Below are 15,496 nucleotides of genomic sequence, written 5' to 3'. Positions count from 1 at the left end.
TTTTTATGATGTAGGATGAATGACGAACTGGTTTCTACCAGCTTGCTTCGCATCATACAAAGCTTGGTCTGCCAAGAAAAACCATTGATCCCATTCTTGTTTAATTATTTGTGCCGACAGTTTGTCCACTGCTCCAAGGGAAATTGTCGCGTTTAATGGTTTAGAGTCAACCACCAATGGCGTGTTTTCAACAGTATATCTCAATCGCTCCAAAAACTTAGCGCAATCTTCAGCTCGCTGTACTTCGAATAATAGGACAAACTCTTCTCCACCCCAACGAATGAGTAGGTCACCAGAGCGAGTGGATTCATTAAATAGCGTGGCAATATGAGTCAGCATTTTATCGCCAATATCGTGTCCATATTGATCATTAAAGGTTTTAAAATGATCAACATCTAAAACTGCTAAGGCAAATGTTCTATCTGGGCTTCTACGAGCCATTTTGTCCAGCCAAATGTGAAGATAGCGACGGTTATGCAGTTGAGTTAACGGATCGGTAGTATTTTCTTGAGTGAGTGCTTTATTAATACGTCTAACGCGCAGTACGTAACGAAAACCAACGACACCAATTGCCGTAATAGCGATAAAGTAGAACATTTCTCGATAGCGCTGCGAACGCAGTTCAGACGCTTGTAGCGCATTTTTTGTTTCTAGCAATTTGAGTTCTTTCTGGGCTAACTTAGCTTCGAGATCAAACTTAATGTTAATCATCTCTTCACCATGAATATGATGAGAAAACTCAGCCTCCAGCTCTCTTAATTGGGTTAAATAATGAAAAGCGGCTTCATAGTCATTAAGAATTTGATGAGCGTTTACCAGTACCGAAAGCATATCAATACGCTGCCGCAGCTCTAATTCACTGGTTGACTTGGTTTGTTCTAGAACGTTAAGCGCTGTTGTAATAGCTTTATCGTATTGTTTGTTTGCGAGGTAAGCCTCTGCAAATGCCTCGTAACAAGACGTTTTTAGCATTTCTAGATTTTTTGGAATGGGCAGGTCTACGCAACGTTGTGCGACCATTAATGCATCATCAATTTTTCCTACCGAGCTCAACATTTGTGAAAAGCTGGATAAAGAGTGGTGCTTGACTGTGTCAGACCCCGTTTGCATTGAAAGTCGAATGGCTTCATTGAAATAATATTCCGCTTTTCTGTTATCTCCGAGGCTCGAGTGAACGATGCTAAGGTTTGCGTAGATAACCCCCATAAAAAAGCTATTATCGTATTGATATTCGCTCTCTAGGTAAGTGTCGAGAGCTTGCGTTAGGTAACTGTTGGCCCGAGCCCAATCTGATGCGTCGATGTAGACCGTCCCAATGTTGTTCAGTGTCATCGCGACTTGTATTTCAAATACTGTTTTTTCTAATAACTCATAGGCATTGCGATAATATTTTAGGCCACTGCGCAGTTGATTTCGAGATACTTCTAGATTGCCTAACCAGCGGTAAGCACGGCCTTCTAATGCTAGATAACCAAGATCACGGGCTGTAGAAACAACGTCATGGAGTAACAATTCTGCGTTCCAGTTATCGTCTTGCTCAATCATTGTTACAGCCTTATTGAGCTGTGCTTCAGCGACGACCCATTCCAAATGGTGCTTTTTACCGAATTCGATTAAATCGGGCATATCTTTCGGTAATGGAACGCCTTCGTAACGCTTAAGGTACTTTCGTGCAAAGTAATACAGAGCAAGAGACTCCGCTGATGCATTCTGTGGCGCATTTAACTCATCTTTTTGAATTGATCGCGGCTTACCCATCGAGCGAAAGTAGAGTTTTAACATGGGCTTGCTTTCTGCTGAAATGTGTTCTTCCAGATAAGCTTGCTTTTCGGTACTCGCCAGTACGTTGGTGGGATGCAAGAAAAGTCCAAGTGCAGTACAAAGTGCGCAAGCCAGTTTTTTAATTGAGAAGTGCATGAGCGTATTAATAAAATGTGATCTCTTAACCGAATACCAGTTAAGTCTACCATTTCTTGTTGGTTAAGTGCGGATGGATTCCCAGTGGCAAAGTGTTTTGGGAGTGAGATACGAGAAGGATCTCTATAATATTATGATTTATAAAACAAAATCTATTGAAAACTTATGCAATGATTAGGCGATGGTATAGATAAGGTAACGATGACAGGTAGGCGAGCATATTCGGTGGACTCAATCTAATGATTTAAGCCGCGGATTCATCGCTCAAAATCAGGGCGAAGTGTAAAAAATTACGTTTCTGTCATAAATATTTAATGTTTGTATGGGTTGTTAAAAAACTGGATATTAGACATAGTGTTATTAAGCCAATAAAAAATGGCTTTTATAATAAATAGGAGATTAACTATGCATAATGAAATGATTCAACCTTCGCACTTCGGCATTATCGGCCGTACCTGCATCGCTTCAGTACTTATGATTGCGGGTGTTTTCGCTCTTATTTAAGAGTCAAGGGTAACGATGATTACCTTTTAAAGAGTAAGAAAATTCAGGGAATCACCTTAACCTTGTGTAAGGTATTCCCCTGAAAATCCAAGCTAGTCTTTAGTTATTAGCTGAAGAAGCTAAAAATCAATGCACTTACCGCCACAATGCCTGCTGCTAGAACAAAGTAAGTAGAGACATTTCCTCGATATTGTTTCATCGCCTCGATTTTATACACCGCTAACATTGGCATAATAAATAAGATCATTGCAATAACAGGCCCTGACAATGCTTCCATCATACCAAGAATACTTGGGTTCATGATCGCGGCCGCCCAGATTGAGAAGAACAGTGCTGCCACGCTGATACGATCAACACGCTTCTCAGATAGGTTAAAATGCTTGTTAATTAAACCATTTAAGCTTTCACGCGCACCTAAAAAATGCCCAAGGAAAGATGAAGTGATAGCAACAAACGCTACTAAAGGACCAAGTGTTGCAATAAATGGATTATCGGTTGCGTTCGCTAAGTAAGACAATACGGATACGTTTTGTTCTTTTGCTTGAGCCAATTGTTCAGGTGACAGTGTTAGTACACAGGAAAATACAAAAATAAGAACAAAGGCAATCAGCATAATGCTAGTGCGACGAAGAATAACTTCGGATTTGGCATCTGCCTGCTTACCGTAATGGCGACGTTGTACATTTGCAAAGCTTGAAATTGCAGCTGCGTGACTAAACGAGAAAATCACTACAGGAACTGCTAACCACATAGTGCTAGCAAAAGCTGACGCTTCTGGCACATCCATGACAGGCATGGTCCAGTTCGGTATTAAGTAAAATGATAGAAAGGCAAGAATGGCAACAAGTGGGAACACCATGATGGCAAAGGCCCGTAGCATTACTTTTTCACCCGCCATCATAATAGCAATTAGTGCAAACACTAGTACGCCAGAAAGCAAAGGTCTAGGTAAAGAAGCCATATCAGCCTGATTTACCATGAAGCTATCTACTGTGTTTGTTATTCCAACCCCATATATCAACAGGATCGGGAAGATCGAAAGAAAATACAGCAGTGAAATAGAACGACCTGCTTTTGCGCCGAAGTGCTCTTCCACTACATCAGTGAAGTCTGCGTTTTTGATCTTAGAAGATAGTACAAAACGAGCTAAGCCACGGTGCGCAAGATAGGTCATTGGAAAAGCAAGTACTGCCATCGCGACTAAAGGCCAAAAACCACCAATCCCAAGGTTAATTGGCAGAAACAGGATGCCTGCGCCAACGGCTGTTCCAAATAGGCTAAGAACCCAATGTGTATCATGTTTTGACCAAGCTGTGGTTGTGTTTATTTCACTAGGATTTAAGGCATTTCGAGATTCTTTCACTTTAAAACTCGCTTTTATAAAAATAATAATGCTGAAAATGGTAAAGGTTTTAGTGTTTATTATCACACGCGAAGCTTGGTGAATAATGCTGTGAATTTGGGGTGGTTGTAAATTATCCAACTATGAATTTTTCAATAAACCAGAATAAAGTTCTTAAATGTAATGCATTTAATGGTTATATGTATTGAAATTTTCATCTTGTGTGGTTTTTGATTTTGCGGTTAAAACTTAATCACGGATGTATGTTCTAAGTGAGTTAGGCCTAATTTTCAGGAAGAATATTACATTTCTTAAGCACTTAATTGAGATGTTTGTGTCCCGTCATTTAGATGAGATTTAGGTATACTGCTGCCATTCATGTTAAAGAAGGAGTCATTGAATGGACATCTTGTCTGCGCAAAAAGAGGACTTATTTGCCATATATAAGCTCGAAAATACTTTATTTGGAGCACACGCCTATCCTCAATTTTTCTTTCGGCAAGCTTTTGATTGTTGGGGAGAGAGTTTACTGGTAGCAAAAGAGGGAGAGCAGGTCGCAGGGTATATATTGCTAACGACTAGCACAAATGCACATCAATATTGGATCATGTCATTGGCCGTCGATATTCAACATAGAGGTAAAGGTATTGCGCGTTCCCTCCTAGAAAACGTTATTGCGTCGTTGACGTTAGGCTCAAGCGTGAAATTGACTGTCGATCCTAAGAACCAACCTGCATTGTCTTTATACCTCTCCCTTGGCTTTAAAACGTTAGAAGAAGAAGCGCATTATTTTGGTGACGAAGAATCCAGGTTAGTTATGGAATTAGTAAAGTAATACTGCACGATAATGACCGAAATTTGCACACAATCAGTGCGTAGCATTACGTTGCTATAATTGGTTTTAAGCTAACTCTTTGTATGGTAAGGGTTTTTAATCTTGGCACCTCACTTGCTTTACATAAACGTTCATCGATAACTCGATGCGCCGCTCTTAATAGCAGGCGAGAGCGGTATAGGGTATTACTTTTTGAAAATGTACTAACAGCGTTAAAGGCATTGCTGCCTCTCTCGATTCGGGAGAGGCTTTTTTTTGCTAGTAAGTTGGGCTGAATCGCACTGGAGGTGTTATGTCGCAAGGATGCAAAAAAACCACTTGTCCCTATTGTGGTGTTGGATGTGGTGTCGAGGTCAATGCGAAAGGAATCGTTGGGGATGCGTGTCATCCTGCAAATGCGGGATCACTGTGCGTGAAGGGTGTCGCGCTGGCAGAGAGCTTGAATATGCCTTCGCGCTTGTTGTATCCAAAGCTTGTCACCAAGCAACGACCTCAAGGGCAAGAGGTGCAATGGCAACAAGCCACGGATCTGATTGCTGAAAAGATTCATCAAGCGAAAGCGGAGTTTGGACCGGATTCCATCGCGATGTACGTGTCAGGGCAGTTGTTAACGGAAGACTATTACGTCGCCAACAAACTCATGAAAGGCTATGTTGGCAGCGCAAACATCGATACGAACTCGCGTTTGTGTATGTCTTCGGCGGTTGCGGCTCATCTACGAGCATTTGGTGAAGATGTCGTTCCCGTCAATTACGACGATATTGATAAGACTGAGCTATTGATCATTTGCGGTGCTAATACCGCTTGGACGCATCCTGTTTTATTCCGACGTATTCAACAAGCGAGAGAAAACAATCCTAACCTCAAGCTAGTGGTCATTGACCCGCGTGAAACGGTCACCGCGCAGCAAGCGGATTTGCATCTACCAATTAAAAACGATGGAGATGTATCACTTTTTAATGGGCTGCTTAAGTTTCTTACTGAGCAGCAATGCATTGATTCTGAATACATAAATTCCTATACCGACGGGTTTGATACACTTAAAGAAGAAGTCTCTGACTTGCGTTACGATGTCACTAATCTAACGTCTTCCATCGGGATTTCAGAAGAAAAACTCACGACATTCTTCCATTGGTTTGCGCAAAGCCCAACCGCAATCACTCTGTTTTGCCAAGGAGTTAACCAAGCCGAAAATGGTGTCGATAAAGGCAATGCCATTATTAATGCACACTTGGCGTCGGGCAAAATTGCCAAGCCAGGTTGTGGTCCGTTTTCTATTACAGGTCAGCCGAATGCGATGGGGGGCCGAGAAGTGGGTGGTTTGGCAAACCAATTAGCGGTTCATCGCGCTTTTGACGCAGAGTCTATCAAGCAAGTGCAGGCGTTCTGGGATTCACCAGAAATTGCCACTCAGCCCGGTTTAAAAGCCGTTGAACTGTTTGAGGCGGTAGAACGTGGTGAGATTAAAGTTCTCTGGATCATGGCAACCAATCCCGTTGTCTCTTTACCAGATAACCAATTGGTAAAACGTGCACTAGAGATTTGTCCGTTTGTGATTGTTTCCGATATCACAGCGGATTCGGATGTAGCGCATTACGCGGACCTATTGCTACCCGCCGCTGGCTGGGGGGAGAAGCAAGGCATGGTGACCAATTCTGAGCGTCGACTTTCAAGGCAGCGCCAGTTTCAAACGCCTCCGGGTGAAGCAAAATCAGATTGGTGGGCGATAAGCCAAGTCGGGCAAGCTCTGTGTGCATTGGAAAAGATACAAAATGGCTTTGCGTTTACTTCTGAGCGGGCGGTATTCAGGGAATATGCCGCGATGACAGGCATGAATGCAGATTCGCCATTGAAGCTAGATCTTTCTCAATACGCCAACTTAACCGAGCAAGAATACGAAGAGTGGATGCCGACACAATGGGGAGGAGAGCGTCCTTTTGCTGATGGCATCTATTCGCACCCAGATGGTAAAGCACGTTTTGTCGTGACCAGTGAATCTCCTACGCGTTTAGAAAGAACAAAAGGCTGGTGGCTCAATACGGGCAGGCAACGTGATCAATGGCATACCATGACGCGCACAGGTCATATCGCACACCTTGCCGCCTCTGAGTTAGAACCAACCGTGTACATGAACACACTCTCTGCTACTCAAAATCGCTTAAAAGCAGGACAACTCACCAAGCTGTTTCAGCCTACTTCAAACACCAGTATTTATGCCAAAGTTGCAATTGATGAAGGTTTGGGTTTTCAAGAGCTATTTATGTCAATGCACTGGGCGGGTCGATATGGCGGTGAAAGCAGTGTTAACGCGATAGTAAACAGCGCAAAAGACCCTATTTCCGGGCAGCCTGCGTTTAAGTCGTCTTATGTTGAAGTGCAAGATGCGGCGGTAAAAACCTACGGTATGTTCATCGGTACACAGTTTGATTCCGGTAAATTTCTCTACAGCGCATTTCAAGCAGAAAGCAATTTGGGCATTTGGCGCTTTGCACACGATAAGCGACCAAAGAAGCAGAGTTTTTGTCGAACGGAAAAGAGCCGCAGAATTACGATAGATATTGCCCAAGGTTGGTTAGCAGTGGATTACGACCTTGTTGGAGACGTTCGTATCATTCGTTCTGTTTTAGTGGTGTCTAGTGAACCGATTCAAACCGACTACACCAACTTTACCGGCTTGATTGGCAAACCGATGGAGCTATCGCAACTGCTTACCATCACTCAATCGCAAAATAGCGCCAAACTGGTTTGTAGTTGTTTCCGCGTCACCGATAAACAAATACATGACGCGATGGAGAAACAAGACTGCACTTCACTGACTCAACTTCAAAACAAACTCAAATGCGGCACTAACTGTGGCTCGTGCGTTTCTCAAATCAAACAAATGGTCGACAGCCATCAGCATCAAAAGGGCAAACAGCAAGCGAGCCAGCAAAGTCTGGCGATTCAAATAAAGTAAGTCACAAAGAGGATAAGCACATGGAGGCGCCTTATCAAAAGTCTTGGTTTAAGAAAGGACAAGCGAGTCAGAATCAAGAACGCTCGTCTCGCTTTTCTAAGCATGACCAAGCAAGCAAACTGAACCAACTTTTAGAAGACCATTCAATAGACCTCGACGCGAACCACAAAGGTTTTGTCTCGATTGTCGGAGCAGGGCCGCACGATCCTGACTTGTTAACCGTGAAGGCAGTGAAAGCGATTATGTCGGCAGAGATTCTGCTGTACGACCGTTTGGTTAACAAAGATATTTTGGAGTTGGCTCCGCCACAAGCCGATTGGATTTACGTGGGCAAACGATGCGGACAACCTAGTATTGGTCAGGAAGAAATTTGTGACTTGATGGTATCGCTCGCTCAACAAGGAAAGCGAGTTGTGCGCTTAAAAGGGGGAGATCCTTTCGTATTTGGCCGTGGAGGCGAAGAAGCATTAGCACTCGTCAAACACTCAATCGCGTACGAAGTCATTCCCGGCATTACCGCTGCGATTGGATGTTCAGCAAACAGCTTGATTCCGCTGACTCATCGTGGCGTAGCTCGCAGCGTTACCTTTGTGACGGGGCAAGTGGTAACAGGTGCATTTGAGGCGTGGAGCCAACTGATGCAAAGCGGACAAACGTTAGTCTTCTATATGGGGTTAGAAAAGTCATCGCAAATACAAACGGGTTTAATAGGCTCTGGTTTGAGAGAAGATTTCCCAGTCGCGATCATTACTCATGGTTGCAGCCCTCAACAACAAGTTCATGTTACCCAACTCAATCAGCTCAATGATTTATCAATTACACTTAAAGGCGTGAGCCCAGCATTGATTGTGATGGGAGAAGTTGTCAAACTGCGCGAACAACTAATAGAAACCGTACAGTCAGTGACGGAATACGAGGGAATATGAGCAGCATTTTGGAATGTATTAGAACAGTCGGTCGTGGCGAACGTGGTAGAAAACCACTGAACTTTGACCAAGCGTTTCGAGTTATGGATGAATACCTAAACGGTGAGTGCGACGACGATCAGATGGCAATGCTATTGATGCTGATCCGTGTACAGAACGAAACTCAACAAGAAGTCGCTGGCTTTGTGAAAGCATTCCAATCCCGCATGCCAGCTATTGGTGCAGACATTGACTGGCCATGTTATGCAGGCAAACGTGAAGCGGCAGGGCAGCCTTGGCACCTGTTGGCAGCCAAGATCCTCGCCGATAATGGTCATAAAGTGCTGATGCACGGCTATCACGACCGTCAATCTGGTCGTTTACACGCTGAAGACTACCTCGACAAATTTGCTATTACGAAAGCGGAATCAGCAGAAGACGCAAAGCGTGTATTAGAAACACAAAACATTGTGTATCTGCCGCTGAGTGCGTTTGCTCCTCAAGCAGAAACCATGATTGGTTGGAAGAATCGTTATGGGCTTAGAACGCCGATTAATACCGTGGTTCGAGCATTGAACCCGGGGCAAGCAACGATTGGTATTCGTGGTAGCTTCCATCCTGGGTTCCAACAACTTCATGCTGAAGTCGAATACGAGATTGGTCAAACCGCTCACGCTGTTGTGTCATTCAAAGGGCAATCGGGCGAATCAGAATACAACCCGAAAGTAAGCCAAACGGTATGGTTAAGCCAAACAAGCGGCGTGACATCGCACTACTGGACGGAGCAAATGCTGTCTGAGGTGCCAATGCCTACGAACTGTCCGTTTGGGACGTCAGAAGATGACATGAACCAAATGGCGAATACGGTTTTGGCAACGATGACAGTTGTACTCTTTGCTCAAGTGCACGATAGGGAACAGGCCTTTGAACATGCGTTTACTTATTGGGAAAACTATTGTTGTGGCAGTTAATCCTGTGACGAGCTAACCGCGAAACGTTGTTGGATCGGAATCCTTTATCTATTGTTTGTGTAAGCTTGTCAGTGATGTATTTATCACTTGAAGTGTCTCACAGCTGATTGGGGCAAACATCAGTGAGGCCTGATGAGTTTACTTTTCGATAAGAAATGAGGACAAGGATAATGGTTCTAAAGCACTCAAATTCTAACAACAAGGCGTCACATCCCATTCCACAAGAAGCTTTCGATTGGTATGACGAATACGCACATGGCAAAATCTCTCGTCGAGAGTTTCTCAACCGTCTTGGTGGCCTCGCTGTTTTAGGTTTTAGTATGACGGCCCTGGTTGATGCTCTGACTCCAAATTATGCACTCGCAGAGCAAGTTTCCTTTAATGATCCTGAGATCAAAGCAACCTATGAAACCTTTGCTTCGCCCAATGGACATGGAGAAGGTCGCGGCTATTTGGTTGTGCCACAAAAGAAGACCTTAAAATCGCCGACAGTGTTGGTGATTCATGAAAATCGAGGTCTAAACCCATACATCAAAGATGTCGCCAGACGACTCGCGAAAGACGGCTTTATTGCTTTCGCTCCTGACGCGCTTTATCCACTCGGTGGCTATCCGGGGAACGATGATGAAGGTCGCGCGATGCAGAAAGAGATGGACAGAGCCAAGATCGAACAAGATTTTATTGCTGCTGCTAATTTCATTAAACACTACGAGGGTGGGAACGGTAAATTAGGCGCTGTTGGGTTCTGTTTCGGTGGATACATCGTTAATATGCTTGCAGCGGTAATGCCAGAAGAGCTGGATGCAGGTGTGCCTTTCTACGGAACACCGGCGGCGCAAGAGATTCAAAAGCAGGTCAAAGGGCCGTTGATGATTCACTTCGCAGGGCTCGATAAGCGCGTCAACGACACATGGCCTGCCTATGAGCAGCAATTGATCGCGAACGATGCGCAATATCAGGCGTTAATGTATGAAAACGTCAACCATGGCTTCCATAACGACTCAACGGCTCGCTACGCACCAGAAGAAGCGGCGCTCGCGTGGGAACGCACACTAGGTTTCTTCAAAGAACATCTCGCCTCTAGTTAAAACGCTTCAACTTTAATTGGCACATTCCTTGTTATGTCTCTCTTAGTGAGTGAGATATAAACAAGGAATGTGCATGACTCAATCAACGTCAAAAACACCCATCATAGTATGCTGTGATAGCCTCCAAGAGCAGGCTCGATTGTCCGGCTTATTGAGCAAAGATTACGACAACATCATCGGCTGCCAATTGGCACAACTAGAAACGTTAATGCAACGAGAACCGTCGGCAAGCGTTGTGGTCGGATGGCAGCAACCAACCGCGGAACTGCGTTTGATCGTCGATTTCTGCCGCAGAAAATCGGCACCACTTCTTATCGTCTTAAAGCAGTTATCATCTAATGATATCAATCGGTTATCAGAAAAAATGGACTATGTGCTCATGCCGCACGATAGTGAGTTTGCGCTTCAGCCTTGGATTGAACATGCGACACTAGTGAGAGCGAAATTCGAAAGTATGCAATCGGAAATTGAATCGCTGACCCATAAGATTGAAGAGCGCAAGCTGGTGGAAAAAGCCAAAGGTCTGCTGATGAAGATGCACAGCGTTGATGAAGATCAGGCTTATAAAGCGCTAAGAAATTCAGCCATGCAATCGAGCCAAACGCTCGCACAAGTTGCCAAGAATTTGATAACTACTTTGGAAGTGTTGGATTAGTTGCTCTACCACTTTAGGGTTAGGGCGCATTTTCTAACGTGGTGCGTGTTGCACTATCAGCAAGCAATAACGGGGGATAACGAACTGCGGAATATGCTAATTTATTGTATTTACTGTGAAAAATAAGTTGGCACAGTAATTGGATTAGTAGAATTGGGTTTATTGTTGAATCGCTTATCTCAATTATCAACGGCGGTAATTGTAGACTTAGCAACGGCGCTACTGCTCTTCGGAGTAGTGGCGCTTTTTTTATAGGAGCAAACCAATGAAATGGAGTTCGATGCTGAAAGTGTCTGCAATTTCGTTATCGGTATTCACCACGGTCAGCGTAAAGGCAGAGTTGGGTGAGCCAGAAATTGAAGACCTGAAGTTTGGTTTTATTAAGTTAACCGATATGGCACCGCTGGCGGTTGCTTATGAGAAAGGCTTTTTTGAAGACGAAGGCTTGTACGTCACTTTAGAAGCACAAGCAAACTGGAAGGTGCTATTAGACCGAGTCATCGACGGTGAGCTTGCTGGCGCGCACATGCTTGCTGGTCAGCCATTGGGCGCAACGATTGGTGTTGGCACAAAAGCAGAAGTGATTACTGCGTTCAGTATGGATTTGAACGGCAACGCAATCACGGTTTCCAATGATACTTGGGAGCAGATGAAGCAATACATTCCAAAACAACCAGATGGCAAACCTGTTCACCCAATCAAAGCGGATGCACTGAAGCCTGTGGTCGACAGCTATCTGGATAAAGGCAAACCGTTCAACATGGGGATGGTGTTCCCTGTATCGACGCACAACTATGAGTTGCGATACTGGTTAGCGGCAGGGGGGATTCATCCAGGCTTTTACGCACCAGACTCAGGCGATAACAGTGGCCAGCTGGATGCTGATGTTCTTTTGAGTGTTACACCGCCACCACAAATGCCAGCCACAATGGAAGCGGGCACGATCAAAGGGTACTGCGTAGGCGAACCATGGAACCAACAAGCTGTATTCAAAGGCATTGGTACGCCAGTCGTGACCGACTACGAGATCTGGAAGAACAACCCAGAGAAAGTGTTTGGTGTTTCCAAAGCTTGGGCTGAGAAGTATCCAAACACGCACATTCGCGTAGTGAAAGCCTTGATTCGAGCTGCACATTGGTTGGATGAAAACGACAATGCCAACCGCCAAGAAGCAGTGAAGATGCTATCAAAAAGCGAATACGTCGGAGCCGATGCCGAAGTTATTGCCAACTCAATGACCGGCACATTTGAATACGAGAAAGGCGACAAACGAGACGTGCCAGACTTCAATGTGTTCTTCCGTCATAACGCCACTTATCCGTATTACAGCGATGCGATTTGGTATCTGACTCAAATGCGCCGTTGGGGACAAATCTCAAGCGAGAAATCCGATGATTGGTACATGGATGTGGCAAAAGAGGTTTACCGTCCAGATATCTACCAACAAGCGGCTCAAGCGCTAATTGAAGATGGTGTGTTGAGCAAAAAAGACTTCCCAGATTTCAATGCTGAAGATGGTTTTCGTGCGCCACAAACACACTTTATCGACAACATCGTTTATGACGGTCGCGAGCCAAATAAATATCTAGAGAAGTTCTCTATCGGGCTTAAAGGAAAAGACAAGGTTTAACCATAACGATAAACGCCACAGGCGAGGGGATTCGCTTGTGGCAACAAGGATGTAAATTTCTTAGGAGTGAGTATGTCTAGTAATGTCATTTCCCTTTTTCCTGCTAAGCAGGTAGTGAACCGAAGTCGGCTGGTGCTTTTGCCCGTCATTGGCTTGCTGATCTTTTTGGCAATGTGGCACTTAGCAGCGAGAGAAGTGCAAACTTCATTAGGTACGCTACCGGGACCTGTGCAAACTTTTCAGCAGTTCAGCAACCTTGTCGATGACCATTGGCAAGAGCGAGAAAAGGAACAAGCGTTTATCGAGCGTCAGGAAAAGCGCAATGCTGCAAAATTAGCCAAAAATCCAGACGCGGAAGTGAAGATTCGTCCTTACACAGGTAAACCGACGTTTTTCGACCAAATCGTGACTAGCTTAGTGACTGTGACAGCGGGCTTTCTGCTGGCGACGATTATCGCGATTCCACTTGGCATCGTGCTTGGTCTTAATCAAGGGCTGTATCAAGCGTTCAACCCAATCATTCAATTGCTCAAGCCTGTATCACCTTTGGCTTGGCTGCCTATCGTTACCATGGTTGTAAGTGCCACTTATGTGAGTGATGACCCGATGTTTGCTAAGTCGTTCATTAACTCTCTAATCACAGTAGCGCTGTGTAGCTTGTGGCCGACGCTGATTAACACCGCTGTGGGTGTGACGAGCGTTGATAAAGACTTAATCAACGTGAGTAAAGTGCTGCAACTTTCGTGGTGGCAGCACATTCGTACCATCGTTTTACCTTCTGCCATTCCAATGATCTTCACAGGTTTGCGTCTCTCTTTAGGTATCGCTTGGATGGTATTGATTGCGGCAGAGATGCTCGCGCAGAACCCTGGGTTAGGCAAGTTCGTTTGGGATGAATTCCAAAACGGCAGCTCGGCATCATTGGGTCGCATTATGGTCGCGGTCATCACAATCGGCTTTATTGGTTTGATGCTCGATAGAGGCATGCTGCAACTTCAAAAGTGGCTGTCTTGGAATAAACAACAAGCGTTGAGATAAGGGAAAAGATCATGGAAAAAGCATTATTAGATCTAACGCGTTTAGGGATGCGATTCCCAACGCCAGATGGCGAGTTCATCGCGCTTAAGAACGTCGATTTACAAATCAATAAAGGCGAGTTTGTATCTCTGATTGGCCACTCTGGCTGCGGTAAATCAACGGTATTGAACTTAGTTGCGGGTCTACACATGCCAACAGACGGCGGCGTGATCGTCGATGGACGAGAGGTGGCAGGACCGGGACCCGACCGCGCAGTGGTGTTCCAAAACCATTCATTATTGCCTTGGTTAACCGTGTATCAAAACGTTGAGCTCGCAGTAAAACAAATTGCTGGCAAAAAGGGCAAAGCGTGGATTCAGGAGCAAGTGAATCACTATTTGGAGTTGATTCAAATGCAGCATGCCGCGCACAAAAAGCCGGATGAAATCTCTGGGGGCATGAAGCAGCGAGTCGGCATTGCGAGAGCACTGGCACTTCAACCAAAGGTTTTGTTGATGGATGAACCATTTGGCGCATTGGATGCGTTAACACGTGCGCATTTGCAGGATGCACTGATGAAGATCCAAGCCGAGCTAAACAACACCGTGATCATGATTACTCACGATGTGGATGAAGCGGTGCTGCTATCCGACAAAATCGTGATGATGACCAACGGACCGGCAGCAACCATTGGTGAAGTGTTAGAAGTGAACCTACCTCGCCCTCGTGAGCGTGTCGCACTGGCGGATGATGCGCAGTATCAGAAGTGTCGACAAGCCGTATTGAAGTTCCTTTATGAGAAGCAATCCAAAGTCGAGATTCCTGCTTCGAAAGAAGACAAACCCAAAACCGCAGCGCAAACGGCATAAGGAGGCAGCGATGAACAGTCCTTTAACGATTCCAGTAAAGAACGCATTGAGCCACATCGTTGTGGTAGGCAACGGTATGGTCGGGCAACACCTTGTCGAGCAATTGGTACAGAAAAACGCGCATTTGGAGCACCGAATTACCGTGATTGGTGCAGAGCGCTTTATCGCGTATGACCGTGTACAGTTGTCCTCTTTGTTTGCGGGCAAATCTCATGATGATTTGATGCTGAGTAACCAAGAATGGTACGACATGCATGGCATCCAACTCGTACTTGGCTGCCAAGTAACAGGCATCGACAGAGAACAAAAGCGCCTTCTGCTTGATGGTGAAGATGTGCTGGGTTACGACCAACTTGTGCTCGCGACTGGTTCTTACCCGTTTGTGCCTCCAATTGAGGGTAAAGACCGAGACAACGTGTTTGTCTACCGCACGCTTGATGACCTTTCACAAATCAAGAAGGCATGTGAAGGCGCAAGAACAGGCGCAGTGATTGGTGGTGGCTTGTTGGGTTTAGAAGCGGCAAACGCACTCAAACTATTGGGGCTAGAAACTCACGTTATTGAATTTGCACCCCGCCTGATGCCCGTGCAGTTAGACGATGGTGCTGGCTTAGTGCTAAAAGAGAAGATTGAAGCGCTGGGGCTAACTGTTCATACCTCGACGGGTACGGAGCGAATCTGCGATGGTGAAACGGCTAAGCATCGTATGGTGTTTAAAGACAAAGATCCTCTCGAAGTGGATGTGATTGTCTTCTCCGCAGGTATTCGCCCTCAAGATGAGTTGGCAAAAATGGCTGAGCTAGAAGT

12 protein-coding genes are annotated in these 15,496 nt (G+C 45.1%); 10 read left to right on the top strand and 2 right to left on the bottom strand.

Translation table 11 applies throughout. The features are described from left to right. Nucleotides 1–3: 3 nt before the first annotated feature. Complete coding sequence (locus tag IQP38_RS15465) at nt 4–1,917, bottom strand: tetratricopeptide repeat-containing diguanylate cyclase (protein WP_080996214.1); 1,914 nt, start codon at nt 1,915–1,917, stop codon at nt 4–6. A gap of 610 nt (nt 1,918–2,527) precedes the next feature. Beyond that, a complete protein-coding gene (locus tag IQP38_RS15460) occupies nt 2,528–3,784 on the bottom strand; it encodes an aromatic amino acid transport family protein (RefSeq protein ID WP_017820237.1) in 1,257 nt (418 codons plus the stop codon). A gap of 379 nt (nt 3,785–4,163) precedes the next feature. On the opposite strand from IQP38_RS15460, the gene IQP38_RS15455 reads away from it, so the two are divergent. The 10 genes from IQP38_RS15455 to IQP38_RS26475 form a co-directional block, all read left to right on the top strand. Then, complete coding sequence (locus IQP38_RS15455) at nt 4,164–4,598, top strand: GNAT family N-acetyltransferase (RefSeq protein WP_193837723.1); 435 nt, start codon at nt 4,164–4,166, stop codon at nt 4,596–4,598. 292 nt (nt 4,599–4,890) lie between these two features. Next, the gene (locus IQP38_RS15450; protein ID WP_053307748.1) at nt 4,891–7,554 is read left to right on the top strand and encodes a nitrate reductase; all 2,664 of its coding nucleotides are present in this window, start codon (nt 4,891–4,893) and stop codon (nt 7,552–7,554) included. Nucleotides 7,555–7,574: 20 nt separating this feature from the next. Continuing rightward, nucleotides 7,575–8,480, top strand: coding sequence for a uroporphyrinogen-III C-methyltransferase (gene cobA, locus IQP38_RS15445; RefSeq protein WP_053307747.1), 906 nt, complete (start codon nt 7,575–7,577; stop codon nt 8,478–8,480). Continuing rightward, nucleotides 8,477–9,430: a glycosyl transferase family protein gene (locus IQP38_RS15440; RefSeq protein WP_053303692.1), complete on the top strand. Its 954-nt coding sequence runs from the start codon at nt 8,477–8,479 to the stop codon at nt 9,428–9,430. Before cobA ends, IQP38_RS15440 begins: the two co-directional genes overlap by 4 nt. A 170-nt stretch (nt 9,431–9,600) precedes the next feature. Continuing rightward, entirely contained in the window at nt 9,601–10,518 is a 918-nt protein-coding gene (locus IQP38_RS15435; protein WP_048625125.1) for a dienelactone hydrolase family protein, read from the top strand. Nucleotides 10,519–10,591: 73 nt separating this feature from the next. Next, nucleotides 10,592–11,173 carry an ANTAR domain-containing response regulator gene (locus tag IQP38_RS15430; protein ID WP_012129218.1) on the top strand — a complete coding sequence of 194 codons (582 nt, stop codon included), beginning with the start codon at nt 10,592–10,594 and terminating at the stop codon, nt 11,171–11,173. A gap of 265 nt (nt 11,174–11,438) precedes the next feature. After that, nucleotides 11,439–12,803 carry a CmpA/NrtA family ABC transporter substrate-binding protein gene (locus tag IQP38_RS15425; RefSeq protein WP_017190870.1) on the top strand — a complete coding sequence of 455 codons (1,365 nt, stop codon included), beginning with the start codon at nt 11,439–11,441 and terminating at the stop codon, nt 12,801–12,803. A gap of 72 nt (nt 12,804–12,875) precedes the next feature. Next, complete coding sequence (locus tag IQP38_RS15420) at nt 12,876–13,841, top strand: ABC transporter permease (protein ID WP_053303689.1); 966 nt, start codon at nt 12,876–12,878, stop codon at nt 13,839–13,841. A gap of 11 nt (nt 13,842–13,852) precedes the next feature. Next, nucleotides 13,853–14,689 carry an ABC transporter ATP-binding protein gene (locus tag IQP38_RS15415; RefSeq protein ID WP_005450080.1) on the top strand — a complete coding sequence of 279 codons (837 nt, stop codon included), beginning with the start codon at nt 13,853–13,855 and terminating at the stop codon, nt 14,687–14,689. A gap of 10 nt (nt 14,690–14,699) precedes the next feature. Next, nucleotides 14,700–15,496: NAD(P)/FAD-dependent oxidoreductase (locus tag IQP38_RS26475; protein ID WP_228010079.1), on the top strand; the 797-nt coding region annotated here is incomplete at its 3' end.

Origin of the sequence: Vibrio sp. OPT41 (genome assembly GCF_015163595.1) — a bacterium.
Lineage (GTDB): Bacteria > Pseudomonadota > Gammaproteobacteria > Enterobacterales > Vibrionaceae > Vibrio > Vibrio alginolyticus.
The sequence above is the reverse complement of the archived record's forward strand: the minus strand, read 5'-3'. Positions and strand labels throughout refer to the sequence as shown.

Excerpts from the sequence above, each read along its gene's own strand:
- IQP38_RS15425 (WP_017190870.1), top strand. The coding sequence starts at position 11,439 with ATGAAATGGAGTTCGATGCTGAAAGTGTCTGCAATTTCGTTATCGGTA.
- IQP38_RS15450 (WP_053307748.1), top strand. The coding sequence starts at position 4,891 with ATGTCGCAAGGATGCAAAAAAACCACTTGTCCCTATTGTGGTGTTGGA.
- IQP38_RS15435 (WP_048625125.1), top strand. The coding sequence starts at position 9,601 with ATGGTTCTAAAGCACTCAAATTCTAACAACAAGGCGTCACATCCCATT.
- IQP38_RS15440 (WP_053303692.1), top strand. The coding sequence starts at position 8,477 with ATGAGCAGCATTTTGGAATGTATTAGAACAGTCGGTCGTGGCGAACGT.
- IQP38_RS15420 (WP_053303689.1), top strand. The coding sequence starts at position 12,876 with ATGTCTAGTAATGTCATTTCCCTTTTTCCTGCTAAGCAGGTAGTGAAC.
- IQP38_RS15415 (WP_005450080.1), top strand. The coding sequence starts at position 13,853 with ATGGAAAAAGCATTATTAGATCTAACGCGTTTAGGGATGCGATTCCCA.
- cobA (WP_053307747.1), top strand. The coding sequence starts at position 7,575 with ATGGAGGCGCCTTATCAAAAGTCTTGGTTTAAGAAAGGACAAGCGAGT.
- IQP38_RS15465 (WP_080996214.1), bottom strand. The coding sequence starts at position 1,917 with ATGCACTTCTCAATTAAAAAACTGGCTTGCGCACTTTGTACTGCACTT.
- IQP38_RS15455 (WP_193837723.1), top strand. The coding sequence starts at position 4,164 with ATGGACATCTTGTCTGCGCAAAAAGAGGACTTATTTGCCATATATAAG.
- IQP38_RS15430 (WP_012129218.1), top strand. The coding sequence starts at position 10,592 with ATGACTCAATCAACGTCAAAAACACCCATCATAGTATGCTGTGATAGC.